We start from the raw sequence: 21,593 nt of genomic DNA, 5'->3' as shown, positions 1-21,593 counted from the left end.
CGCGATCTCCCACAGCCCGTCTGGAACAATCCAACTCCACGTATCCCGCCCCATGAACAGCCCAACGAGCAATCTCCACATAGGACACGGTCTAAGCCCAGGGCATCCCAGCGGAATGGGCGCCGGCCGTCTGGGCCATCAACCACATGTGGCTCTCCAAACCCACGTGACCGCGTGGGTGCCCGCAGCTGCGCCAGCCTCGATGAGCGGTCCTGGCCCGGCGTTGCCGAAATGAAGCCGACCGACATCGCCCGCGTCCTCGGCATCTACGCCCAGCACGTCATCAACCCGCGCGGCTCCACCGCCGTCTCCGGCCTGGAGCTGATGACCGCGCTGCGCCCGCCGACGAAGCCGGAGCACGACGAGGAGACCGGCAACTGGACCTCGGGCTACAACCCCGGCAGCTTGGGGACGGAGCCGATGGACCCGGCGCCGCCGGAGGCCACCCTGGAACACCCCGTCGTCGTCAACAGCGGCTGGACGTGTCGCGGGGGTCACCGCCCGGTGTTACACGTCAAGCTAAGCACGGCCACACCTGAGTACCCGGAGGAGCTTCGAATGCCCCACCCCGTCATAGCCCGGCTGCGCCTGTTGCTTGCACCACCCGTCTCCGGGGGCGACACGGTGAGCTGGGAAGCAGTCAAGCAGGAGACGCTCCTCCGGTTCCCTGCCGACTATCGCGAGTTCGTGGAGTCGTACGGCGGAGGCGAGATCGACGAGTACCTGTCCGTAAGTACGCCCCCGGTCCCCGGGTCGCCGTACGGTGACCTCTTGGACAGAGTCGATCCCGCTCTCTCTCACCGGGACCGCAAAGAGTTGAGCGCTCTTCTACCCGAAGGTGACCTGCCGCAGCTGCTGCCCTTCACGGACTCGGCAAGTGGTGATGTCGCGTTCTGGCTATGCGAGGGAGCCCCCGACACTTGGCGGGTCGCCGTCTTCCGGAGGCAGACACCGTACGAGGTGAATCGCTGGACCGTCTTCGACGGCGGTATGGCGTCGTTCTTCCTGGCAGTCCTGACCGGCGAGACTGACCCGTTCAGTGAGCGGATCGAGGCGGACGCCCAGCACGTGTTCGTGAAGTGGCGGGGGGCATAGGCACCATCCCCACGCCCAGGCACGCAGCACGACCAGGCCCTCACACCAGGCGAAGGAGCCGTGCCACCTGGAGGCTGGCGGCACGGCCGGTACTGGATCGCTCGTTTCAGTGTCCGCAGCCGGACATGGGGGTGTCGAGGTACTTCCAGGTCTGGGGTCCGACCTGGCCGTCGGGCTTGAGGCCGCTGCAGCTCTGGACGGCGCGTACGGCGACATCGGTGCTCTCTCCGAACTTGCCGTCGACGGTCAGCGTGTAGTCGTAGTTGAAGTTCAGCAGACACTGGATCTGTCTCACCTTCGAGCCCACCATGCCCTTGGCCATGACCTGGGTGCGGTCCCAGTTGTAGCGGCAGTTGGCACGGCCGTCGGCGCCGGGCGTGGCGCCTGTGCTGGGCGAGGCAGAAGCAGAGGATGCCTCGTTCTTGGCTGAGCTGCTGGGGCGCGGTGGCTTCGTGTTCGTGTCCTCCTCGCCCGTGGAGTCCTGGTCCTTGTTCTTCTTCTCGTCGTCCTTCGGGGCCTCGGTCGGTGTGGTGCTGTTCTTCGGGGGCAGGGGGGTTTCGTCGTCCACTGGCTGGTCATCGCCAGGGCGGTTGTCGCCGCCGGTCTCGGGCTGGGAGACGGCGGGACTCTTCGTCTCGTGGACCGTGTACCAGCGTCCGACGAGCAGCAGCGCGGCGAGGGCTGCGGCGGTCAGCGCGAGGATTTTGATCCGGCTCCGGGAAGCAGCGGCCGGCCTTGCTGGTTCGACCGGGCCGGGCGTGGACGTGGATGGTTTCCGGGGGGGCATCGGCCGGCGTTGCCGGTTCGACCGGGCCGGGCGTGGACGGTGTGGGGTCCAGGCTGGCCGCCGCGGGTTTCGGAGCTGTGGCGCCGGGAGCAGGGGGCGCAGCTGCTGTCGGCGGTACGGGGTCCGGGGCCGTCGGCGGTAGGGGGTCCGGTACGCCCGGCGCGGGGTCTGCCGGTGCGGTAGCGGACGCCGCTTCGGACGGTGCCTCCCCCCGGGGTGTCCGCGGCGCGGCGGGCCTGGTCGGCGGTGTCCCAGAGGCCGAGCAGCGTGTTCTTGTCCAGTCCGCGGCGGGAGCATAGGCGTTCCACGGCTGTCCGGGGTGGGAACGCGGTGCCTTTGAGGACCCGGTTCCAGGAGGAGCGGGAGTAGCCGGTGTCGTGGGTGAAGGCGTCCAGGGAGAGGTTCTTGGACTCCTTGATCTGTCGCAGTGCCTGGAGCAGTGCGGCGACTTCCGGCAGTGGCTGCGTGGGTGGCGTTTCGCCTTGTTCGGGTCGCACGGGTCTTCCCCCTGGTGCCGATGTGATCGTCGTGTTCCATGGCCGTTCCTTTTCGCAGGTCAGGGGCCTTGTGGAACGGCCGGGACGGCGCGGTACGGCTGGAATGGCGATCAGGGTACCGGTGGGACGGCGGTACCCCGAATCTTCATCTCGTCGACGCCGCAAAGGCGCGGCGCAAACTGCCTGCCGGGCGTGTGCCGGTGGGTCTGACGAGAGGTGAGGACGTGCGCATCATCAGCAAGAAGACGGGGTATCAGGCGGGTGCCATGGTGGCGGTCGCGGCTGCTGGATTTGGCCTGATCAGCTTCTCCGGGAGCGAGCAGGCGCAGGCGAACAGTCCGGCTGCGTACGGGGTGAAGGGGTTCGACACCAGTCACCACAACTCCGACCCGATCCAGTGGTCGGCGTCCGTGAGGGCGGGGTACTCGTTCGTGTTCCAGAAGGCGAGTCAGGGCACCGGGTACCGCGACCCGATGTTCGCCGGTGACTTCGCAGGAGCGTCGCGGGCCGGGCTGATGGTCGCGCCCTACCACTTCTACGACTCCGGTACGGGCGCCGCCCAGGCCGACCACTTCATCCGTACGGCCCGGGCCGCCGGCTACGACGGCAATCAGGCTGGGCAGCTTCCGCCGGTGGTCGACCTGGAGAAGATCCGCGGCCGGTGCCCGGCCGGAGTGAACAACACCCAGGTCGCCGCGTTCCTCACCAAGGCCCGGCAGGCGTTCGGGGTGAACCCGATCGTCTACACGTCGAAGGACTTCACCGACACCTGCCTGCGTGGCAGCGTCAGCGCTCTGGCCAACAGCCCGCTGTGGCAGCCCCGCTACGGGAGCGGGACGCGTGAGCCCGTCCCGGTCGGCGGCAGGTACTGGTCGATCTGGCAGTACACCGAGAACGGATCGGTGCCCGGCCTGCGGGGCAGGGCCGACGTCAACGTCTACAAGGGCACGCTGACCCAGCTCCGCCGGCTCGCCCACCTCACCCCCGGTCAAATCCCCACGGGCCCCGGAGCGGGCACGCCTGCCACGGGCAACGGCACCGGGGCCGGAACTGGAACTGGGACTGGTACCGGTGCCGGGGCTGGTACTGGGGGTGGTGCGTCTGCCCCGGCCACGGCCGTCTGGCCGCTGCTGAAGAACGGGACGCGCGGCGTGAACGTCACCACCGCCCAGCACCTGCTCGCCGCGGCCGGCCAGTCCGTCACCGCCGACGGGATCTACGGCCCGGCCACCCGGAACGCGGCCATCGCGTTCCAGCGCGCCCACGGCCTGACCGCCGACGGTGTCATCGGCCCGAACACCTGGAACAAGCTCGTCCGCACCGTCGGCCAGGGCGCGAACGGATCCGCGGTGAAGCCCAGGCGCAGCTCGCCGGGTACGGCAACCGCATCGCGGTCGACGGTGCCTTCGGCCCGGCCACCCGGAACGCCGCCATGGCGTTCCAGCGCTCCCACGGCCTGACCGCGGACGGGATCGTCGGTCCGAAGACGTGGAACAAGCTCGTCAACGGAACCAAGACGAGCACCCCGCCCCAGCCTGCCCCGACCACGCCCGCACCCTCGAACGGGAAGCTGACCCAGCGCCAGGCCCTCACGCAGCTCGCCTCGGCCGGCATCAAGGCCCCGGCCGGCCGCACCTCTCTCACGGGTGTCCGTGCCCGCACCATCCAGGGCGTCATCGCGCTGAAGAAGGCCAGCGGCTGCACCATCGTCATCACCGGCGGCACCGAGTCCGGCCACAGCACCAGGGGCAACCACTCCCACGCAAACGGCTACAAGCTCGACCTGCGCACCCGCGACGAGGGCACCTGCGTGACCAACTGGATCAAGACCACCCAGCGCAAGGGCGCTCCCCGGGGCACCGACGCCCGCTGGCACGGCACCCTGAACGGCATCTCCGCCGAGTACGTCTACGAAATCCCCCGCAACGGCGGCGTCCACTGGGACATCACCTTCATCTGACCCCCCTCCAAGTCGACCGACAGCCGGCTGACACCTGCACCACCAACGCCCGGTGGGCGGCACCCCGTGCTGGTGCCGCCCACCGGGCGTTTCTCGCGTGCGGCGCCACTCAGGCGGGGTGGTAGGGCAGTTCCTCGTCGGCGCGGCCACCGGTTCCCAGGGTCCGCCGCGGGGGCGGGGGCGCTGCTGGGCGTGTACCGAGCACGCCTCGGGCACGCAACTCATCAAGGTCGGACAGACGCTCTCCGGGAAGAGCGTCGAGCAGGTCGGCCTGGGCTGCGCTAATGCTGTGCGCGGGAGCCTGGGGGCCGGTGCCAAGAGCGCGGCGGAGAGTCACGCCGGCCATCGTACGGGCAGCGCATCGCCGAGCGCCCCGACCGCCGGACTCCCGTGCAACGGGGTGCCGGAGCCGCGGCAGGGATCGTGGTCCAGGAGCAGCGTGTTGGCCCTGGCCTGCGGTGGTCGGGGTTGTGGTCGGTCTACGTCGGCCCGTGGTCGGGCCCAACCACGCCGCCTAGTGCCGTGACCGCATACGTTCACCGGGTTGGTGAACCATGGTGCCAGGAGCTGAGCTTCTAGAGTGAGGCGTCACAGCTCAGCGGCGGGCGGGGAGGGCGTATGGCGGAGGTTGAGGTTCCTGGGCCTGAGTCGGACTGGGAACGTGCGCCGGAGTACCAGGGAGGGAAGCGAAACCCGGCCTTCCAGGCCAGCATGTGGGAGTACGCGGCGAGCTCGTTCCGGCTCGTTGCCGGCCTGTCGCCGTCGCTGGACGTCCTGGCCGCGCGGCTGCGGTTGAACATCGAACGGGGTTGGGAAGACCTGGGTGCGGTGGATGCGGCGATGTTCCGCATCCAGAAGATCGACTTCGCGCTCAGCCGTTTGGAGGGCAGCCCTAGCCCCGATGTCTTCGTCTGGGTCGGGCGTGCCAACGCGGACGTCGATGTGGCGCTCAGCATCCTGCTCGATGCTCTCGGGATCGGCGAGGAAGCGCTCACCTTCCGCGGCGACGTCGAAACCGGCTTCATTGACCTGCGGAGCGAACCCCAGACCTGAGACCAGAGCACTAGTGTTCTGAGTCAGGGATTCTGTTCAGATATGAGGCGAGGCGTTCGAGGATCTCGTCGGAGGTCTTCGTCCAGACGTACGGCTTCGGGTCGGTGTTCCAGGCCGCGATCCAGTTGCGGATGTCCTTCTCCAGGGCCTGGACGGATCTGTGGACGCCTCGCCGTATCTGCTCGTTGGTGAGTTCGGCGAACCATCGCTCGACGAGGTTCAGCCAGGACGAGCCCGTTGGTGTGAAGTGCAGATGGAACCGGGGATGTGCCAGCAGCCACTTCTTGATGGCGGGAGTCTTGTGGGTGGCGTAGTTGTCGCAGATCAGGTGGACATCCAGGCCGGCGGGTACTTCCTTGTCGAGCTTGGTCAGGAACTTCTTGAACTCCTCGGCGCGATGTCGGCGGTGCAGCGAGCCGATCACCTTGCCGGTGGCGACGTCCAGTGCGGCGAACAGTGTGGTGGTACCGGCGCGAACGTAGTCGTGCGTATTTCGCTGCGGAACTCCGGGCATCATCGGCAGCACAGGTTGGGACCTGTCCAGAGCCTGGATCTGCGACTTCTCGTCCACGCAGAACACCAACACCCGTTCGGGCGGGTCGAGATACAACCCAACGACGTCGTGGACCTTGTCGACGAAGTACGGATCGGTCGACAGCTTGAAGGTCTCCGACCGGTGCGGCTGCAGCCCGAACGCCCGCCAGATCCGTGACACCGACGACTGCGACAGGCCCATCTCCTTCGCCATCGCCCGAGTCGACCAGTGTGTTGCATTCGCCGGTGTGGACTCCAACGTCTTCGTGACCACCGCGGCGACCTGCTCGTCCGTCACCGTCCTTGGCGCACCCGGACGCGGCATGTCACCCAGGCCGGCAATCCGGTACTGCACGAATCGGGACCGCCAACGGCCCACCGCATGAGGTGTGGAACCGAGCCGGGCCGCCACGTCCTTGTTCGAGGCGCCCTCGGCACAGGCCAGGATGATCCGACAACGCAAGGCCCACGCCTGCGGCGTGGAGCGACGCCGCACCCACCCCTCGAGTGCAGCCCGTTCCTCATCCGACAGTCTCAACTCGGCCTTCGGCCGCCCGGTCCGCACCATGAGACAAGCCTATACATCTGAACAGAATCCCTGACTCAGAACACTAGAGTCGGTCGGGCTGGTAGTCGCCGCCGGGCTGCCGAACGATGACACTCATCCGGTTGGTCGCGTTGATCAGGGCGATGAGCACCACCAGATCGGACAGTTGATCCTCGTTGTGGTGCTTGGCGGCCTCCGCCCAGGCCTCGTCGCTGACGGTGCCGGCCGCGTCGGCGATGCGTGTGCCCTGCTCGGTGAGTTCCAAGGCTGCGCGCTCAGCGTCGGTGAAGACCGTGGACTCGCGCCAAGCGGCTACCAGGTTGAGGCGGACCGCGGACTCGCCGGCGGCCGCGGCATTCTTGGACCAGACGTCGGTGGCGTAGCTGTCGCCGTTGACCTGGCTGGCCCGCAACAGCACCAGCTTCTGGGTGGCCGCGGGCAGGCTCGATTCCTGCAGGATCGTTTTGCTCGCCGTACCGAATTGGGCGGCGGCCTTGGCCGAAGTGGGCGTGCCGAACAGGCTCAAACGAGCGGTCATGGTGCACTCCTTGCGAATCGTCGTTGGTCGAAGCCGAACATGAGATGCCGGAGACCCAGGCGGTGTGACAGCGCCACGGTGTGACCCACGTCGCCGAAGACGAGTGTCACGAAACGGGTGGAGCCGGCATCATGTGTGCGGGTCAGGTGTAGGAGGCCTCAGCGACATCTCGCCGCCTGGCGGTGTGCCGAGGAGTGCACGGCAATGTGCGCTGTGCCGGGCGTCCGAGGCCGAACCGCAGGACGGCGCCTGACGGTCGTCGAGGTTCCCGGCGCCGGTGATCACTGCAGGGTCAGTAAGTTCAGGAGTTCACGGCCTTGCGGCCATGGACCCAGGCCGCTGGCGGAGTTGATGTGTCCGCTGGCGCCGACCGGGTGACATCGCGCCTCCCATCGCGCCGCGAAGTCGACGGCCGCCTCATGGGTGCAGTACGGGTCGTTGGTGCTGCCCACGACCAGGGCCGGGGTCATGAGTGGCTGTGCCGATACTTCGACGAACGTCGCAGCGGCGTGGCGTGGGAACGCCGGCCCTCGCGGGTCGGGCGGGGCAACCAGGAACGTGCTGCCTATGGGGCGCGACGCGTTCCTGTTCAGCCAGGCGGACGCCGCCCAGCAGCCCAGGCTGTGGGCCACCAGCACCACATGGCTGTCATGTCGGGAGGCCTGCTCGTAGGCCCCCTGGACAGCGCCGACCCAATCGTCCAGATCGGGCGCGGACCACGAGGCCGGGGAGATCCTCACGGCCGAGGGACCCCACTGCCGCTCCCACACGGTCTGCCAGTGCTGCTCATCGGACCCGTCGATACCGGGGATGATGACGTACGCGAACACTCGTCCCACCGTTTCACTCGATAACCCTGCGATCCTGGGGGCGTCTGATGCAGATGCTGACGGAAGCATCAGAGCGATGGCTGTGATGCAAGCGATGTCAAAGAAGATGGTGCGGACGACGATGGAATCACTCGACCAGATCGACCGGGACATCCTGGACCTGCTCCAGGCCGAAGGCAGGCTGACGGGCGCCGAGGTAGGCCGCCGCGTGGGACTCTCCCAGCCCGCAGCCAGCGCGCGCATCCAACGACTGGAAAAGAACGGCTTCATCACCGGCTACCGTGCCGTCGTCGACCCGGCGGCACTCGGCCTGCACATCCACGCGGTCATCCGGCTGCGCACCACGCACGCCCAGCTCTCTCGTGCCCTGGACCTGGCCTCCCGGACACCCGAGATCGCCTCCACCTTGCGAGTCACCGGAGAGGACTGCCTCATCTTCGACGTCTACTGCCCGCAGGCGGGACGCCTGGAGGAAGTCGTCGACGCACTCGCCCGTTACGGCCCGGTCACCACCTCCCTCGTGCTCCGTGCCTACCCCCCGAAGCCGCTGACCGGCGCCAGCGGCAACGCAGGAACCCGCCGAGACCACCTTGACCGGGCCCGGTGATCCGCCCACAGCGCACGACCGTGCCGGAGCCTGGCGAGGGGGCGACATCGGTGGATCGGCGGTTGCCTCGCAAGGCTCCAGGGCGCGGCCGAAAACGAGGTGCATACAACCAATGCCGCTGCCATGCTGCGCCGATGAACCGTGAACAGATGTCCGCAATCGCTCATGCCGAGCACCCGATCAAGTCTCCGCTCGACGACGACTCGGTCCGCCGGTTGCTGGACCGTGGCCTTGCCAGCGGCAACGAGCGCGTACTCGACCTCGGCTGCGGCTCAGGGGAGTGGCTCCTGCGTGCCCTTGCCACACGACCGCAGCTGCACGCCGAGGGCGTCGACGTCTCCGAGGACGCCCTGGCCCAAGCCCGCAGCGCAGCGACCGACCTCGGCGTCGAAAAGCGCCTGGTCCTGCACCATATGAAGGCCGAGGACTTCACCTGCGCCGAGCCGTTCGACGTCGTCCTGAGCTTCGGAGCCGCGCACGCCTTCGGCGGCCTGCTCCCCACCCTTGCCGCGGCCCGCAAGTACCTTGCCCCCGGTGGGCGTGTCCTGATCGGTGACGGATTCTGGGACCGCCCCCCGTCCCAGGAGGCCATCGAGATGCTCGGGGACTTCACCGACCTGGCCACCACCGTGGACCGCGTCGTCGCCGACGGATGGACCCCCGTCGACGGGCATGTCAGCACCCGTCGCGAGTTGGACGACTACGAATGGGCTTGCTGGGGCTCGCTGGCCGCATGGGCCCTCGACCACCCCGCCCACCCGGACAGTGCCGACGGGCTGACGATGGCCACCACCCGGCGCAACGAATGGCTGCGCGTCTACCGGGACACCTGGGGCTTCGTCTCCCTGGTCCTGCGCCAAACGCCGGACCGCGTCTGACCCGACCGGTTACCCGAACCGTCCGGCCCGCGCACACCGCTGCGCGGTCCGGGCGCACGGTCCGGTGAAGTGACCGCGCGCCCGGCCGCAGGCTGGGCCGTCAACGAGGCGGCCGCGTCCGAAGCCGGTTCCGGTGCTGGCCAGGGCGAGGAGGTGTGGCGTTCACGGACCGTGGGTGCTACAGCCTCGACAGTTGTTTGCTTGACGAGCATCGCCGGGGCGGCAGCGCGGGAGCCAGCCCTGCGCGTGACCTTGCTTCGCAGCCTCATGGGGGGCGTACGTCGACTCATCGTGGTTGCGGTCCACACCTCCGCAGATAAACAAGCCTTCGTACTTGCCCGCCACGGCCCCCTCTGCCTCGACGACTGCGCCACCACCGAAGCAGTCGCCGCCATCACCCAGGGAGAACGGCTCCCCGGGTGGCTCGACGCTGTTCGCCAGGACGACCTGCCAGGCCTCCACACCCTCACTGTTGGTACCGACCGCGACCGTGACGCCGTGATCGCCGGCCTCACCCTGCCCTGGAGCTCAGGCGTCCTCGAAGGCCACATCACTCGAATCAAGACACTCAAACGCCAGATATTCGGCCGATCCGGCTTCGCCCTCCTCCGCAAACGCGTCTCGCTCTACTCGTGAGGCACGGGTCAGACCACACCTTCAAGAAGCCCGAAGCCCTCCGGGAACCCTTCCAGGAACTCCCGCCGGGCGGGGTCCGCCTCCGCTTCGGCCATCGCTCCGAGCAAGTCGATCAATTCGCTCCGCTGGCCGCTCAACAGCTTGCTGACCAGGTGGGCAACACCCTCCAAGACCTTGACGGCGCCGTCTGCATCCATCTGCTCGTCTTCACTGCCCTCGATGCACCACAAGACGTCGACCAGGGCTTCGGCCAGAGCTTGGGTCAGAGACGAGTACACGGGCATCAAGGCGGACCCGGCCGACGCTCGTCTTCACCTGCGCACAACTCCTCGCGATGCAACAGCATGGCGCCGCGCTGCCGATCGCCTGCGTGGAAGGGTGGTCCACCGACAACCAGGACTGGAGCGGCCTTCGCCTGACCGACCTCGCCGCCCTGGCGGCCTCCCCGGCGCCGGAAGCGTCCTGGTGGAGTCCGTCCAGCCCCACGGCTCCTACAGCTCGGTGGTACTGCGAGGCAACCAGATTCACGACCTCCGATCGCTGCTCGCCCTGCGGGTCAACGGCGCGGACCTCTCGCTCGACCACGGCCAGCCGGCCCGCGTCATCGTCCCGGCCAATCCCGGCGTGAACAACACCAAGTGGGTGCGCCGGCTCACCTTCAGGACGTGACCATGGCACGCTTCGTCCGCTGGTACGGCTCCGGCCCCCTCCATCTTCTCGTCCTGATCGCCTCGTTCGCCCTGACCGGTTACGCCCTGGTGCGACTGTTCGACGTCCGCCCGGTCGAGGTCGCGATCTGGTTCGTCGGCGCGGCGATCGTCCACGACCTGTTCCTGCTCCCCTTGTACTCACTCGCCGATCTGTCGGCTCAAGCCGTCTTGCGGCATCGCGCCCCCCGCATGCCGCAATCGCCGTGGATCAACTACCTGCGGGTGCCCGCTTTCCTCTCCGGCGTACTCCTGCTCGTCTGGTTTCCCTCATCCTCGACCTCGCGATCCCCTACCCCGATGCCACACGACTGTCCGAAGATGTCTATCTCGGCCGATGGCTGGCCATCACCGCCGTGCTCTTCGGTGCCTCCGCCCTTGCCTTCGCCCTCAAGCTCCGCCGCCTCCGGCGAGCCGCCCGCGCCGACGAGGAACAACCCGCGCCGGGTCAGGACGCCGCATCATGACGCCCGGCAAGGGGCGGTCTCCCTGCGCCGGCGCGGACCCCTACGCACTTGTCCTGCGCAGCAGCCGTGAACTGGTGTACCTGCGGCCGGCGGACGGGCGCCGGATCCGGAAGCCGGTGGACCGCTGGTACGCACACCCCACCGTGGCCGACGAATCCGTGCTCAATCGTTGCGTAGGCCCCGTTCTCGACGTCGGCTGCGGGCCTGGCCGGCTGTGCAGGGCGCTCCTGGGTCGCGGAGCCTTCCCACTCGGCGTCGATGTGGCTCCCCGCACAGTGGCCCACACTGTCGCTCTCGGTGGAATGGCACTGCGCCAATCGGTTTTCGACCGACTGCCGGCCGAGGGAGGCTGGAAAACCGTCCTGCTCATCGACGGCAACATCGGCATCGGCGGCTGCATCCAGGTCACCGCTCCGGCGGGTTTTCTCCTCGTCGAGGTTGACCTCAACGATGTCGAGGAACGCTGCATCGCCCAGTTCGAAGACGGTCACGGCCACGAAGGTCCGCCGTTTCCCTGGGCACGTCTGGGAGCACCGGCACTCCACAGAATCGCCGAGGACCTCGCCCTCGGCGCCACCGACCAGTGGAGATGCGGCCAACGACGCTTCCTCGCCCTCGGCCACAAGGACACGGCCTCGGGACGTCGTCGGTGAGACGGGACGCACCACACGGTGACAAGGGGACACCACATCCATCGACCGGTACTGCGTGTGCCCGGCGCGGCACCGGGCCGTGTCACCCGATCGGGGCAGCCACCGGCGGCCGGCACGTGCGATCCGCCGATCGTGCTGATTGGGTGGGGGAAGTCCCCCGTACCAGGGAGGCCGGGATCAATGAAACTGATCGAGCACCTGGCAGAGAGCCGCGGCGCAGGCGACCGCTCACGTAGTCCAGCCGGGCCCCGTCCGGCCCGAGGCGGACGGGCTGAGACGCGTGAGCACGCGGCCGATCGGTGACCACGCCCTGCTGTCCGATTGCCGCTCGGCCGCGCTGATCACCTCGGACGGGTCGGTGGACTGGCTGTGCCTCCCCCGATTCGACAGCCCCGCAATCTTCGCCCGACTCCTCGACGAGGACGCTGGCCACTGGTCCATCCGCCCTGCTGGGCCGGTCGACATCAGCCGCCGCTACGTCGAGGACACCCTTGTCCTGGAGACGACTTTTCGGACGGCCGAAGGCACGGCGGTCCTGCGCGACGCCCTTGCCCTGGGGCGGCGCGAACGCGGGCACGCGCTCGGCACAGCGTCCCCCGGAACGCTCCTGCGGCAGATCACCTGCACCGAAGGGCGGGTGGACATCGAGATCGCCTACGCGCCGCGCCCAGAGTACGGACTCGTCCAGCCGCTCCTCTCAGCCGTGCAAGGCGGGCTCACGGCGTACGGAGGCGCCCATGTCCTGCTCCTGTCGAGCCCCGTCGACCTGCAGGTGAGCGGCTCCACAGCGCACCGCCGAATTCCGCTCTCGGCGGGGCACCGCCTCGGATTCGCCCTGCACGTCGAGCAGGCGTGGGAAAGGGAGCCCGTGGGCTGGCGGCCGGGACGGATCCGGCGCCGCATGTCCGACACCATCGAAGGCTGGCGCTCCTGGTCGAGGCTCCACCGCGGCTACGTCGGCCCCTGGCAGAACGAGGTCAGCCAGAGCGGACGCGTGCTGCGAGCCCTGACCTTCGCTCCCACCGGGGCCATCGTCGCCGCGGCCACCACCTCACTGCCCGAGAAAACCGGCGGGATACGGAACTGGGACTACCGCTACACCTGGATCCGCGACGCGAGTTTCACTCTGCAGGCCCTCGCCACGGCCGCCTGCGAGAAGGAGAAGAACAAGTTCTTCGGCTTCCTTGCCCGGTCTGCGGCAACCCAACTCGACCGTGGCGTCGACCTGCAGATCATGTACGGCGTCGGCGGCGAACGCGACCTGAGCGAGCGACTCCTGCCTCACCTGACCGGCTGGCGCGACAGCAGCCCCGTACGGATCGGCAACGACGCCTGGCGCCAACGCCAACTCGATGTCTACGGCGAACTCCTCGACGCCGCTCACCAGACCCTTCCGCCCGGTGAGCCGCTCGACCCGGCCACCCGCACCTTCCTGCTCAGGGCGGCCGAGACAGCCGCCCAGCGGTGGACCCAGCCGGATCAGGGCATCTGGGAAAGACGCGGCCCCAGCAGGCACTTCCTCCACTCGAAACTGATGTGCTGGGTCGCCCTGGACCGCGCCGTGATCATGGCGCCCACCCTCCAGGCCGACGAGCACCTGCCCCACTGGCAGCACGAGCGCGACCGGATCCGCCAAGCCATCGAACAACGCGGCTGGAACCCCGGCCTGGGTGCCTTCACCCAGGCATTCGACAGTGACGAACTCGACGCCTCCGCGCTGATGCTGCCCATCGTCGGCTTCCTGCCGCCGCACGACCCGCGCGTCCAGTCCACCGTGCTGGCCATCGCCACCCAACTGACCGACCGCAACGGCCTGGTCCGCCGCTACCTCACCGACGAACTGCAGGGAGAAGAGGGCGCCTTCCTGCTGTGCACCTTCTGGCTTGCCCAAGCCCTCGCCCTCACCGGCCGCACCACCCCTGCACGACACGTCTTCCAAGCCGCCCTCGCACACGCCAACGACCTCGGCCTGCTGGCCGAAGAGACCGACTTCACCACAGCGGAAGCCCTCGGCAACTTCCCCCAGGCCTTCAGCCACATCGGGCTCATCAACGCCGCCCGCGCCATCCGCGATGCCGAGCAACAAACCATGCACGCCTAACGAGCTCGTGCATGTTGGCGGTGAGACGTCGGTGGAGCTCGGTGCTCATGACTGCCACGCCGGGAACAGGTCCACGGTCTGCTGCTGGGACAGGGGGCCGGCGACGGCCTGGACGGTGTCGTCCATGTGCTCTCGACGGCCGAGGTGACGGGCCAGTGCCCGCCAGTTCTTCAGGTGGGCGATGCCGTGCTCGACCCGGATGCACCCACCCGCCGAACCCGTCCCCGCGCTCCGTTGCAGTCGTGGCCTGCTCCCGCCGATGCCCGGCCCAGTCCTCCGCCTCATCGACGCGGCGCTGCGCCCCGACTCGGAGAACCCCATGATCGCCCTTCCGCCAGGACATCAGCCACAGCAACCCAGCACGCCACCGGCGCGGCCCCATGCCAGCCCACGCAGAGGAGGCGCAGGGGGCTGCGGCGCTGGCCCACCTCGCTGGCCAGACGCAAGGCGCGGTCGGGAAAGCCGTGAACGGTCCCAGGGATCTCACAGGCCCGTTTCCTCGTCAGCGATGGATCACCTGCGGGTCCAGGGCTCGCCGTCGTGAGCACCCTTGCACACGAGGCACATGTCCCGCAGAGTCCTGCAGGCGCGACTGACCGATCGCGTCGCTTGATCTCACGTTCAGGTCTCGATGAGCGTCTCCAGTACGAGACGGAAGGAATCGACATGAACACCAAGCACGCGGCGGTCACCACCGAGCTCGGCCCTGTCACGATCGTGGCCTCGGACGACGCGGTCACGGGCCTGTACTTCGCCCACCACGTCCGCCGCCCGGCGCAGGAGACGTTCGGCGCCGAGGTCCCGCTCGGAATGGACAGGCTGCTCGCGGAGGCTGCCGTGCAGCTGAACGACTACCTTGCGAGCGGGCGGCGCGAATTCGAGCTGCCTTTCGAGGCGGCCGGCAACGACTTCCAGCGCCGCGTGTGGGCCGCTGTGTCGGCGATCCCGTTCGGAGAGACCACCACCTACGGAGCGATCGCCGAACAGCTCGGCGACAGGTCTCTCGCGTACCAGGTCGGTCAGGCTGTGGGCGCGAACCCGCTGTGTGTCTTCGTGCCCTGCCACCGTGTCGTCGGCGCGGACGGCAGCCTGACCGGCTATGCCGGCGGGCTGAGGCGTAAGCGGGCGCTGCTGGAGCTTGAAGAGCCCGTGCAGGCCGCCGCCGAACGGCTCTTCTGAATGGATCTCACGGCCGTGAGGCCCTCCGCGTCTGCAATGAGATGGACATGAAACAACCGTTCGAATCAGTGGTGGCGGTCCACGGAGTCACCGTCTTGCGCGTCTGTCGTTCGCTCCTTGGAGCGGATGACGCGGACGACGCGTGGTCGGAGACGTTCCTTGCCGCGATGCGTGCCTATCCGGAACTTCCGGAGACAGCGAACGTCGAGGCGTGGCTCGTGACCATCGCGCGCCGCAAGGCCATCGACGTGCACCGTGCCGCGAAGCGGAATCCGTTGACGGTGCAGGAGCTCCCCGATGCTCCGACAAACTTGGGCGTCCCCGGTGCCGACGACACCGGCCTGTGGGATTTCGTCGGCAGGCTTCCCGCCAAGCAGCGGCAGGCGATCACCTACCGGTACTTCGTCGGGCTGTCGTACGCGGAGATCGCCGCGGTCCTCGGCGGCAGCGTCGACGCAGCCCGCAGAGCATCCGCCGACGGCATGAAGAACCTCAGGAACACCTATCCGGGCGCGACCTCGAAAGGAGACAAACCATGAGTGAGATCCGTAACGACGATGCCCTCGCTGCCTTGTCAGCACCCATCGCCCCGGGGAAGCTGGCGATGCTGCACCAGCGGTTGGAGGCCGCCGCCCAGGCAGAGGGCCTCGTAGACGTCGCCTACACGATCGTCGACAGCCCGGTCGGGAAACTGCTTCTCGCGGCGACCCCGCAGGGACTCGTCCGCGTCGCCTTCGCCAGCGAGAACCACGACCAAGTACTCGAGGCCCTCGCCGCACGGCTCAGCCCGCGCATCCTGCGCGCACCGAAGCAGCTCGACGAGGCCGCCCGCGAGCTCGACGAGTACTTCGGCCACCGCCGCCAGCAGTTCGACCTTGCGCTGGATCTGTCGCTGTCCCGCGGCTTCCGCCAGCTCGTGCAGCAGCACCTGCCGCGGATCGGCTACGGACAGACCCGCAGCTACAAGGAGATGGCCGAGATGGTCGGCAACCCGAAGGCCGTCCGCGCCGTCGGCACCGCCTGCGCCACCAACCCGCTCCCGGTCGTCGTGCCCTGCCACCGCGTGCTGCGCACCGACGGAACCCTCGGCGGCTACATCGGCGGCCTTGAAGCCAAGACGACCCTGCTCGATCTGGAGGCGGCGGCATGAGAACGCAAAAGACTCAGCCGGCCGACTCCTGGCACGACCGCGTCGAGTCGGCAGACTGGTCGGCAGAGGCCGACGAGGTGAACGAGTACGGCGGGGCGCTCCTGCCCCAGCTGCTCACCCGCGAGGAGACACGGGAGCTCCGGGGCCTGTACGAGCGTGGCGAGCTGTTCCGCAGCACGGTCGACATGGGCCGGCACCGGTTCGGAGAGGGCCAGTACAAGTACTTCCTGGCTCCGTACCCGGAACCGGTCGAACGGCTGAAGCAGGCACTGTACCCGCGACTGCTGCCGATCGCCCGCGACTGGTGGATCAAGCTCCGCCGGCCCGACCCCTGGCCGGATACGCTGGATGACTGGCTGCAAATGTGCCACAACGCTGGGCAGACCAAGTCCACCGCCATCCTGCTCAAGTATGGCGAAAAAGACTGGAACGCTCTGCACCGCGACCTCTACGGCGAGCCCGTGTTTCCGCTGCAGGTCGTCATCAACCTGAACGAACCCGGCGGCGACCACACCGGCGGCGAGTTCCTGCTCCTGGAACAGCGCCCGCGGGCGCAGTCACGCGGCACGGCGACACTGCTGCCGCACGGCCACGGCTACGTGTTCACCACCCGGGACCGCCCCGTGCGGTCCACACGCGGCTGGTCGGCCGCCCCGGTCCGGCACGGCGTCTCCGCGATCCGCTCGGGCGAGCGGCACACACTTGCGCTCGTCTTCCACGACGCCGCATGAACACCGCGAAGAGCTTCACGCTCACCGGATCCGACGGCCGCCCCTACACATCACCCGTCAAAGGCGACTGGGGCGGCCACCGCGGCGGAAGGATCTACGGCCGCCTCGACTGCCCGGCCGCGCTGCGCGCGCTCGCGCGGGGCGGTTACGTGAAGGACCGCGTCTTCTTCGCCGACGAGCAGACTGCACTCGCGGCCGGCTACCGCCCGTGCCGAGCTTGCTGCGAGGACCACTACCAGGCGTGGAAGAGCGCCAAGGAGAAAGGCGAGCCATGGAAACCCTGACCAGTCCGCTCCTGCGCAGCGAACCTCTGCGGTCACCGCCCGAAACCGTGATCACCGAAGCAGAAGTCACCGCGCTCGTCGCTCTGGCGTGCTCCCGGGGAGCGCGGACGGCCGCGATCGGATCGGGTCGCAGTCCACTCGCTCGCGCGTCCGTGCGCGCGACAGCGGACGTGTGGGTGCGCGCAGGGGGTGAGGTAGCGCTGGAACTCACCTGGCCCGAGACTGCAGCCTCGTGGCTGCGACAGGCCACACGGTTCGTCGCCGCCGACACCGATCTGTGGATCATGCTCGGGCCGCCCCTCGGATGGGCGCAGATGACCCGGCGACTGCTGTGGTCCACACCTTGGCAGCCGGCCCGCACGCTCCTGGCCGGAGCCGTCTGCGACCGCCGCACGCTCGACCTCGTCGAGCTCCACAACCTTCCCGGGATCTCCGGCGTCACGCGCGACGGCGACACCTGGCAGATCGGGCCCGATGACGACATCGTCACCGCCGCGAGGACCTGACCCATGACACTGTTCACCCCAGAGACCGGACGAGGAGAGCCCAGCCGCCCCCGCCCCGGCGCGGTCCTTGTCCCCGGCTGGCTCACCCTCGGCCAGCAGGCGTGGATCGTCGGCCAGTTCCAGGAGTGGGCCAACGGACCTGTCCCGATCCGCGCGGCCAGGGTCCGTGGCCACGAAATGTCCGTACGCACCGTCTGCCTGGGCTGGCACTGTCAGCCGTACCAGTGCACGCGTGAGGCCACCGATGTCAACGACGCTCGCGTGCTGCCCTTCCCTGACTGGATGGTGCGCCTGGGACGCAGGGCCCTCAAGGAGACTGGGCACACAGACACCGAGGTCACGGCCTGCACCCCGGACACGGCGCTCGTTAACTACTACAACGACACCGCACGCCTGGGCATGCACCAGGACAAGGACGAACGCTCCCTCGCCCCGGTCGTCTCACTCTCCGTCGGCGACGCCTGCACCTTTCGCTTCGGGAACACCGAGAACCGGAACAAGCCCTACACCGACCTCCGACTGCACTCCGGAGACCTCTTCGTCTTCGGCGGAGCCTCCCGGCTCGCCTACCACGGCGTCACCCGCGTCCACCCGTCCACCGCGCCGGACGGCTGCGGCCTGGACAGCGGACGGATCAACGTCACCATGCGCATGACTGGCCTCACCAACGGACAGGGAGCCCGAACCAGATGACCGAACTGCTCGAAGACCCTGGCGTCGTGATCGGAGAGGACGGCCTCGCACGCCCCGCATGGGCATCCACTGACCCGCTCCTGCGCGACTACTACGACACCGAGTGGGGGATGCCGGTCACCGACGAACGCGGAGTCTTCGAGCGCGTCTCGCTCGAAGGGTTCCAGGCAGGACTGTCCTGGGCCACGATCCTGCGCAAACGCCCCGCGTTCCGAGAGGCGTTCGACGGCTTCGACCCGGACATCATCGCCTGCTACGACGACCAGGACGCCGAACGGCTGCTGGCCGACACCGGTATCGTCCGCAACCGCCAGAAGATCCTCGCCACCATCCGCAACGCGCGAGCGACAATCGAACTTCGCGAAGCCATGGGACTTTCCGCGCTGGTCTGGTCGTTCCAGCCCGAGACCACGCCCAAGCCGCAGGTCTTCGAGGACATCCCGACCACCTCGCCGGAGTCGGTGGCGCTGTCGAAAGAGCTGCGCCGGCGCGGCTTCGCGTTCGTCGGCCCGACCACGATGTTCGCCCTCATGGAAGCGATAGGGATCATCGACACACACCTGCTCGGCTCCCACCGGCGCGGCACCTCCGGCATCTGGCCCCAATGAGCAGCATTCACATCGACGCACGAGGCCCCTTCCACCACACGGCCGCACTCGCGCTGCTCGCTGCCCACGCGATCCCCGGCACGGAAGAGGTAGATGGCACGCGCTACCGGCGCGTTCTCACTGTCGAGGGCGAGCAGACCGTCGTCACGCTCGACCTGAACCGTCAAGGCATGACCGCCTCGTTCGACCCTCCGATCAACGACCACGAAACAGCCGCAGCAATGGTCCGTGCCTGGTTCGACCTGGACACCGACACAGCCGCCATCGACAGATCCCTGTCGCGGGACCCACACCTGGCAGGACTGGTCAGAAGCCGACCGGGACTCCGGCTCATCCGCTACCCCGACGAGTTCGAGGCCGTCGCCGCGACCGTGATCGGCCTCGGCCAGCAGGTCTCCCTGGCGGCAGCACGCACCTTCGCCGGCCGACTCGTCACCGCCTACGGACGCGAGATCGACGGCCTCCACGCCTTCCCGGATGCCGCGACCCTCGCACAGCGCGACGCCGACGAGCTCCAGCAGCACACGGGCCTGACGCGTGCACGCGCACGAACCCTCCACGTGGTGGCCATGAGGTGGGCGAGCGGCCCCGTACTGCAGGGACTCCCCGCAGGCGAAGCCCGCCGGAAGCTCCTCGATATCCCCGGCATCGGGCCCTGGACCGCCGACTACCTGCTGGTGCGGGCGCTGCAGCACCCGGACACCTTCGTGCCCGGCGACCTCGTCGCGCGCCGCGCCCTCGGACTTGAACAGAAGGACGCCGCCGAACGATCAGCAGCCTGGACTCCGTACCGCTCCTACGCGCTCCTGCACCTGTGGACGGACGCCGCATACATGTGATCTCACGGATCAACACTGCAGAGCGTCTTCCCGTCGTCCGGTGATGGCCTGGACATGGGCGCGGGGCGGAGCGCCCCGCGCCCGGAGCATGCCGACGATCGGGGCGCGGGTGAAACCATGGAGCAGATCGCTTATGCCCTCGACCGCCTCAACGTCTGGGCAGAACCGTTCGCCGCCACGCGACTGCAGTTCACCACGCTCAGCGAGATCGGCGCAGGCCCCATAGACAGGGACCACTCGTTCAGCGAGATGCTCCTCCTGATCATCGATGAGCTTCAGCTGACGAGCCTGGGCTTCACCGGGACCGACATCATCACCATCGCCTGGGACAACAACACCAGCGTCGGACTGACGATCATCCAGCGCGAAGAGACGGCTGGTCGCGACAAGCTCACATGGATCAACCCCACGGTCCGGCACCGCGGACTGGCAACCGTGATGAAGGCACACGCCCTCGGCCATGCCACGGAAGCCGGCATCACCCGAATCTGGGGGAACGGCGACCTTGGAGCGTCGAGGCACTACCGCACACTCGGCGTCCTGCCAGCCTGACGATCTCACAGATCGCCAACCCGGGCCGTCTTCAGGGCATCGGAGTCTCGCTCCGACGGTACCTGCGGCCGGACTGCGCCCGACGGCCGCAGGTACCGCTGCACCGCAGCCTGCACAGGGCGCTGACGGCGACCCCAGATCCGTACGACCCGGCAGGGATGAGCACAGCCGTCGAGGACGCCCTCGCGCCGATGCCCTGGCGGCACCGCACGCGGTGGTGATCACGTGACGCCCGCGAGTCATTCCCGCACACGAGCGCCAGTTCGCTCACGCCGCACGGGTGCGTGACCGGTGCGCCGGCCCTGTCCGGTATCAACCTCCGAAGGTGATCACGGCCTCGACGCGCTGACCACGACCGTTCCACCGCGCCATCACCGCTGCGCTGAAGCACATCGCGATCCGCGAACCAAGCAAGCCGCATACAACGCGCTGTAAGGCCCGAGCGACGCGGCCCCAGAGATCTTCAGTATGAGTCCCGGTCTGGTCGTCGACCAGCGAAGACGAATCCTTAGAAAGTTCGCAATCCAGATCTCACGACCTGCCCGGGCCCGACGTCTTCCACACGTCGGAGGTCACCAACCGTCCACCGACCAGCCACACGAGAGAGAAGGAGCACATCATGAGCGTCGAAGAGAACAAGGCCATCGTCGGACGCTGGTTCACGGAGTTCTGGGGCAGCGACTTCAACCCTGCTGTCATCGACGAACTCGCCGCCCCCGACATCCGCTTCCACTACTCGCTGCACGAGCCCATGAACAGCCGTGACGAGGTACGCGAGTTCGCGACCCGGTTCCGCACCGCGTTCCCGGACCTGAACTTCTGGGGCACTGCGAACCTCATCGGCGAGGGCGACTACGTCGTCGGCCAGTGGGAGGGCGGCGGCTCTCACACCGGGCCGATCATCTTCGATGACCTGCCCATCGGATCCGTACCCGCGGCCTCCGGCAAGACGATGCGCTTCACCGGCACTACCGTTCTCAAGGTCGTCGACGGGCTCATCGTCGAGGAGATCGGCCTCGACGACGGCGTGAAGGTGCTCCAGCAGCTCGGAATCATCCCGGCCGAGTAACGAGCTGGTGCGTGATTGCGGGTGATGTGTTCTTGCTGGTGGGTGACATGATCCGGATGTGGCGATCATGCTCAGTCGGACGGTTCTTACGC

Annotated in this window: 28 protein-coding genes and 2 pseudogenes; 22 read left to right on the top strand and 8 right to left on the bottom strand. The window is 68.2% G+C overall.

The genetic code is table 11. The annotated features are described in order from the left end of the window. Nucleotides 1-195: 195 nt before the first annotated feature. Nucleotides 196-495: pseudogene (locus AB0D53_RS40995) on the top strand (transcriptional regulator); the annotation flags it as partial. 706 nt (nt 496-1,201) lie between these two features. Here AB0D53_RS40995 and AB0D53_RS40990 read toward each other — a convergent pair. After that, nucleotides 1,202-1,882 (bottom strand): peptidoglycan-binding domain-containing protein, encoded by a 681-nt coding sequence (locus AB0D53_RS40990; RefSeq protein WP_362454534.1) that lies wholly within the window; start codon nt 1,880-1,882, stop codon nt 1,202-1,204. Next, nucleotides 1,786-2,379, bottom strand: a complete 594-nt coding sequence (locus tag AB0D53_RS40985) for a helix-turn-helix transcriptional regulator (protein ID WP_362454532.1) — start codon at nt 2,377-2,379, stop codon at nt 1,786-1,788. Before AB0D53_RS40985 ends, AB0D53_RS40990 begins: the two co-directional genes overlap by 97 nt. Before the next feature lie 224 nt (nt 2,380-2,603). On the opposite strand from AB0D53_RS40985, the gene AB0D53_RS40980 reads away from it, so the two are divergent. Both AB0D53_RS40980 and AB0D53_RS40975 read left to right on the top strand, forming a co-directional pair. Next, nucleotides 2,604-3,839, top strand: a complete 1,236-nt coding sequence (locus AB0D53_RS40980) for a GH25 family lysozyme (RefSeq protein WP_362454530.1) — start codon at nt 2,604-2,606, stop codon at nt 3,837-3,839. Continuing rightward, the gene (locus AB0D53_RS40975) at nt 3,722-4,339 is read left to right on the top strand and encodes a peptidoglycan-binding domain-containing protein (RefSeq protein ID WP_362454540.1); all 618 of its coding nucleotides are present in this window, start codon (nt 3,722-3,724) and stop codon (nt 4,337-4,339) included. Before AB0D53_RS40980 ends, AB0D53_RS40975 begins: the two co-directional genes overlap by 118 nt. A 109-nt stretch (nt 4,340-4,448) precedes the next feature. Here AB0D53_RS40975 and AB0D53_RS40970 read toward each other — a convergent pair whose 3' ends face one another. Next, nucleotides 4,449-4,676 carry a hypothetical protein gene (locus AB0D53_RS40970; RefSeq protein WP_362454528.1) on the bottom strand — a complete coding sequence of 76 codons (228 nt, stop codon included), beginning with the start codon at nt 4,674-4,676 and terminating at the stop codon, nt 4,449-4,451. Nucleotides 4,677-4,957: 281 nt separating this feature from the next. On the opposite strand from AB0D53_RS40970, the gene AB0D53_RS40965 reads away from it, so the two are divergent. After that, on the top strand, nt 4,958-5,392 hold the full coding sequence (locus AB0D53_RS40965; protein WP_362454526.1) for a hypothetical protein: 435 nt from the start codon (nt 4,958-4,960) through the stop codon (nt 5,390-5,392). Between the two features lie 10 nt (nt 5,393-5,402). Here the strand turns inward: AB0D53_RS40965 and AB0D53_RS40960 are convergent, their stop codons facing one another. The 3 genes from AB0D53_RS40960 to AB0D53_RS40950 all read right to left on the bottom strand — a co-directional run bounded on the left by AB0D53_RS40960 (nt 5,403) and on the right by AB0D53_RS40950 (nt 7,841). Then, on the bottom strand, nt 5,403-6,494 hold the full coding sequence (locus AB0D53_RS40960) for an IS630 family transposase (RefSeq protein ID WP_362454524.1): 1,092 nt from the start codon (nt 6,492-6,494) through the stop codon (nt 5,403-5,405). Nucleotides 6,495-6,537: 43 nt separating this feature from the next. After that, nucleotides 6,538-7,011 carry a carboxymuconolactone decarboxylase family protein gene (locus AB0D53_RS40955; protein ID WP_362454522.1) on the bottom strand — a complete coding sequence of 158 codons (474 nt, stop codon included), beginning with the start codon at nt 7,009-7,011 and terminating at the stop codon, nt 6,538-6,540. 281 nt (nt 7,012-7,292) lie between these two features. Then, nucleotides 7,293-7,841, bottom strand: a complete 549-nt coding sequence (locus AB0D53_RS40950) for an alpha/beta fold hydrolase (protein WP_362454538.1) — start codon at nt 7,839-7,841, stop codon at nt 7,293-7,295. Between the two features lie 121 nt (nt 7,842-7,962). Between AB0D53_RS40950 and AB0D53_RS40945 the strand changes: the two genes are divergently transcribed. The 3 genes from AB0D53_RS40945 to AB0D53_RS40935 all read left to right on the top strand — a co-directional run bounded on the left by AB0D53_RS40945 (nt 7,963) and on the right by AB0D53_RS40935 (nt 9,962). Beyond that, nucleotides 7,963-8,448, top strand: a complete 486-nt coding sequence (locus tag AB0D53_RS40945) for an Lrp/AsnC family transcriptional regulator (RefSeq protein ID WP_362454536.1) — start codon at nt 7,963-7,965, stop codon at nt 8,446-8,448. Nucleotides 8,449-8,582: 134 nt separating this feature from the next. Continuing rightward, entirely contained in the window at nt 8,583-9,326 is a 744-nt protein-coding gene (locus AB0D53_RS40940; protein ID WP_362454520.1) for a class I SAM-dependent methyltransferase, read from the top strand. A gap of 201 nt (nt 9,327-9,527) precedes the next feature. Further along, on the top strand, nt 9,528-9,962 hold the full coding sequence (locus AB0D53_RS40935; RefSeq protein ID WP_362454517.1) for a hypothetical protein: 435 nt from the start codon (nt 9,528-9,530) through the stop codon (nt 9,960-9,962). Between the two features lie 8 nt (nt 9,963-9,970). Here AB0D53_RS40935 and AB0D53_RS40930 read toward each other — a convergent pair whose 3' ends face one another. Next, nucleotides 9,971-10,246: a hypothetical protein gene (locus AB0D53_RS40930; RefSeq protein WP_362454515.1), complete on the bottom strand. Its 276-nt coding sequence runs from the start codon at nt 10,244-10,246 to the stop codon at nt 9,971-9,973. A gap of 23 nt (nt 10,247-10,269) precedes the next feature. On the opposite strand from AB0D53_RS40930, the pseudogene AB0D53_RS40925 reads away from it, so the two are divergent. The 4 genes and pseudogenes from AB0D53_RS40925 to AB0D53_RS40910 all read left to right on the top strand — a co-directional run. Further along, nucleotides 10,270-10,631: pseudogene (locus tag AB0D53_RS40925) on the top strand (molybdopterin-dependent oxidoreductase); the annotation flags it as partial. A gap of 2 nt (nt 10,632-10,633) precedes the next feature. After that, nucleotides 10,634-11,206 (top strand): hypothetical protein, encoded by a 573-nt coding sequence (locus AB0D53_RS40920; protein ID WP_362454513.1) that lies wholly within the window; start codon nt 10,634-10,636, stop codon nt 11,204-11,206. Between the two features lie 73 nt (nt 11,207-11,279). Beyond that, a complete protein-coding gene (locus AB0D53_RS40915) occupies nt 11,280-11,789 on the top strand; it encodes a class I SAM-dependent methyltransferase (RefSeq protein WP_362454511.1) in 510 nt (169 codons plus the stop codon). 280 nt (nt 11,790-12,069) lie between these two features. Further along, complete coding sequence (locus AB0D53_RS40910) at nt 12,070-13,890, top strand: glycoside hydrolase family 15 protein (protein WP_362454509.1); 1,821 nt, start codon at nt 12,070-12,072, stop codon at nt 13,888-13,890. A gap of 45 nt (nt 13,891-13,935) precedes the next feature. On the opposite strand, the gene AB0D53_RS40905 is transcribed toward AB0D53_RS40910, so the two are convergent. Continuing rightward, nucleotides 13,936-14,211, bottom strand: coding sequence for a hypothetical protein (locus tag AB0D53_RS40905; protein ID WP_362454507.1), 276 nt, complete (start codon nt 14,209-14,211; stop codon nt 13,936-13,938). Between the two features lie 345 nt (nt 14,212-14,556). Between AB0D53_RS40905 and AB0D53_RS40900 the strand changes: the two genes are divergently transcribed. The 11 genes from AB0D53_RS40900 to AB0D53_RS40850 all read left to right on the top strand — a co-directional run bounded on the left by AB0D53_RS40900 (nt 14,557) and on the right by AB0D53_RS40850 (nt 21,501). Next, the gene (locus tag AB0D53_RS40900; protein ID WP_362454505.1) at nt 14,557-15,069 is read left to right on the top strand and encodes a methylated-DNA--[protein]-cysteine S-methyltransferase; all 513 of its coding nucleotides are present in this window, start codon (nt 14,557-14,559) and stop codon (nt 15,067-15,069) included. A 68-nt stretch (nt 15,070-15,137) separates the two neighbouring features. Continuing rightward, on the top strand, nt 15,138-15,608 hold the full coding sequence (locus tag AB0D53_RS40895) for a sigma-70 family RNA polymerase sigma factor (RefSeq protein WP_362454503.1): 471 nt from the start codon (nt 15,138-15,140) through the stop codon (nt 15,606-15,608). After that, entirely contained in the window at nt 15,605-16,219 is a 615-nt protein-coding gene (locus tag AB0D53_RS40890; protein WP_362454501.1) for a methylated-DNA--[protein]-cysteine S-methyltransferase, read from the top strand. Before AB0D53_RS40895 ends, AB0D53_RS40890 begins: the two co-directional genes overlap by 4 nt. Continuing rightward, nucleotides 16,216-16,950: a 2OG-Fe(II) oxygenase gene (locus AB0D53_RS40885; RefSeq protein WP_362454499.1), complete on the top strand. Its 735-nt coding sequence runs from the start codon at nt 16,216-16,218 to the stop codon at nt 16,948-16,950. Before AB0D53_RS40890 ends, AB0D53_RS40885 begins: the two co-directional genes overlap by 4 nt. After that, on the top strand, nt 16,947-17,234 hold the full coding sequence (locus AB0D53_RS40880) for an Ada metal-binding domain-containing protein (RefSeq protein WP_362454497.1): 288 nt from the start codon (nt 16,947-16,949) through the stop codon (nt 17,232-17,234). Before AB0D53_RS40885 ends, AB0D53_RS40880 begins: the two co-directional genes overlap by 4 nt. Next, nucleotides 17,222-17,740: a hypothetical protein gene (locus AB0D53_RS40875; RefSeq protein WP_362454495.1), complete on the top strand. Its 519-nt coding sequence runs from the start codon at nt 17,222-17,224 to the stop codon at nt 17,738-17,740. Before AB0D53_RS40880 ends, AB0D53_RS40875 begins: the two co-directional genes overlap by 13 nt. A 3-nt stretch (nt 17,741-17,743) precedes the next feature. Next, a complete protein-coding gene (locus AB0D53_RS40870) occupies nt 17,744-18,433 on the top strand; it encodes an alpha-ketoglutarate-dependent dioxygenase AlkB (RefSeq protein ID WP_362454493.1) in 690 nt (229 codons plus the stop codon). Continuing rightward, on the top strand, nt 18,430-19,041 hold the full coding sequence (locus tag AB0D53_RS40865) for a DNA-3-methyladenine glycosylase I (RefSeq protein WP_362454491.1): 612 nt from the start codon (nt 18,430-18,432) through the stop codon (nt 19,039-19,041). Before AB0D53_RS40870 ends, AB0D53_RS40865 begins: the two co-directional genes overlap by 4 nt. Next, nucleotides 19,038-19,880, top strand: coding sequence for an AlkA N-terminal domain-containing protein (locus tag AB0D53_RS40860; protein ID WP_362454489.1), 843 nt, complete (start codon nt 19,038-19,040; stop codon nt 19,878-19,880). Before AB0D53_RS40865 ends, AB0D53_RS40860 begins: the two co-directional genes overlap by 4 nt. Nucleotides 19,881-19,997: 117 nt before the next feature. Further along, on the top strand, nt 19,998-20,432 hold the full coding sequence (locus tag AB0D53_RS40855) for a hypothetical protein (RefSeq protein ID WP_362454487.1): 435 nt from the start codon (nt 19,998-20,000) through the stop codon (nt 20,430-20,432). Between the two features lie 619 nt (nt 20,433-21,051). After that, complete coding sequence (locus AB0D53_RS40850; protein WP_362454485.1) at nt 21,052-21,501, top strand: ester cyclase; 450 nt, start codon at nt 21,052-21,054, stop codon at nt 21,499-21,501. The last annotated feature ends 92 nt before the right edge of the window (nt 21,502-21,593 follow it).

Origin of the sequence: Streptomyces sp. NPDC048295, from assembly GCF_040652135.1 — a bacterium.
GTDB lineage: Bacteria > Actinomycetota > Actinomycetes > Streptomycetales > Streptomycetaceae > Streptomyces.
This window is presented reverse-complemented; position numbering and strand designations above follow the sequence as displayed.

Excerpts from the sequence above, each read along its gene's own strand:
- AB0D53_RS40955 (WP_362454522.1), bottom strand. The coding sequence starts at position 7,011 with ATGACCGCTCGTTTGAGCCTGTTCGGCACGCCCACTTCGGCCAAGGCC.
- AB0D53_RS40965 (WP_362454526.1), top strand. The coding sequence starts at position 4,958 with ATGGCGGAGGTTGAGGTTCCTGGGCCTGAGTCGGACTGGGAACGTGCG.
- AB0D53_RS40990 (WP_362454534.1), bottom strand. The coding sequence starts at position 1,882 with ATGCCCCCCCGGAAACCATCCACGTCCACGCCCGGCCCGGTCGAACCA.
- AB0D53_RS40900 (WP_362454505.1), top strand. The coding sequence starts at position 14,557 with ATGAACACCAAGCACGCGGCGGTCACCACCGAGCTCGGCCCTGTCACG.
- AB0D53_RS40930 (WP_362454515.1), bottom strand. The coding sequence starts at position 10,246 with ATGCCCGTGTACTCGTCTCTGACCCAAGCTCTGGCCGAAGCCCTGGTC.
- AB0D53_RS40875 (WP_362454495.1), top strand. The coding sequence starts at position 17,222 with ATGGAAACCCTGACCAGTCCGCTCCTGCGCAGCGAACCTCTGCGGTCA.
- AB0D53_RS40860 (WP_362454489.1), top strand. The coding sequence starts at position 19,038 with ATGAGCAGCATTCACATCGACGCACGAGGCCCCTTCCACCACACGGCC.
- AB0D53_RS40870 (WP_362454493.1), top strand. The coding sequence starts at position 17,744 with ATGACACTGTTCACCCCAGAGACCGGACGAGGAGAGCCCAGCCGCCCC.
- AB0D53_RS40880 (WP_362454497.1), top strand. The coding sequence starts at position 16,947 with ATGAACACCGCGAAGAGCTTCACGCTCACCGGATCCGACGGCCGCCCC.
- AB0D53_RS40890 (WP_362454501.1), top strand. The coding sequence starts at position 15,605 with ATGAGTGAGATCCGTAACGACGATGCCCTCGCTGCCTTGTCAGCACCC.
- AB0D53_RS40940 (WP_362454520.1), top strand. The coding sequence starts at position 8,583 with ATGAACCGTGAACAGATGTCCGCAATCGCTCATGCCGAGCACCCGATC.
- AB0D53_RS40885 (WP_362454499.1), top strand. The coding sequence starts at position 16,216 with ATGAGAACGCAAAAGACTCAGCCGGCCGACTCCTGGCACGACCGCGTC.
- AB0D53_RS40855 (WP_362454487.1), top strand. The coding sequence starts at position 19,998 with ATGGAGCAGATCGCTTATGCCCTCGACCGCCTCAACGTCTGGGCAGAA.
- AB0D53_RS40920 (WP_362454513.1), top strand. The coding sequence starts at position 10,634 with ATGGCACGCTTCGTCCGCTGGTACGGCTCCGGCCCCCTCCATCTTCTC.
- AB0D53_RS40960 (WP_362454524.1), bottom strand. The coding sequence starts at position 6,494 with ATGGTGCGGACCGGGCGGCCGAAGGCCGAGTTGAGACTGTCGGATGAG.
- AB0D53_RS40945 (WP_362454536.1), top strand. The coding sequence starts at position 7,963 with ATGGAATCACTCGACCAGATCGACCGGGACATCCTGGACCTGCTCCAG.
- AB0D53_RS40905 (WP_362454507.1), bottom strand. The coding sequence starts at position 14,211 with ATGGGGTTCTCCGAGTCGGGGCGCAGCGCCGCGTCGATGAGGCGGAGG.
- AB0D53_RS40850 (WP_362454485.1), top strand. The coding sequence starts at position 21,052 with ATGAGCGTCGAAGAGAACAAGGCCATCGTCGGACGCTGGTTCACGGAG.
- AB0D53_RS40865 (WP_362454491.1), top strand. The coding sequence starts at position 18,430 with ATGACCGAACTGCTCGAAGACCCTGGCGTCGTGATCGGAGAGGACGGC.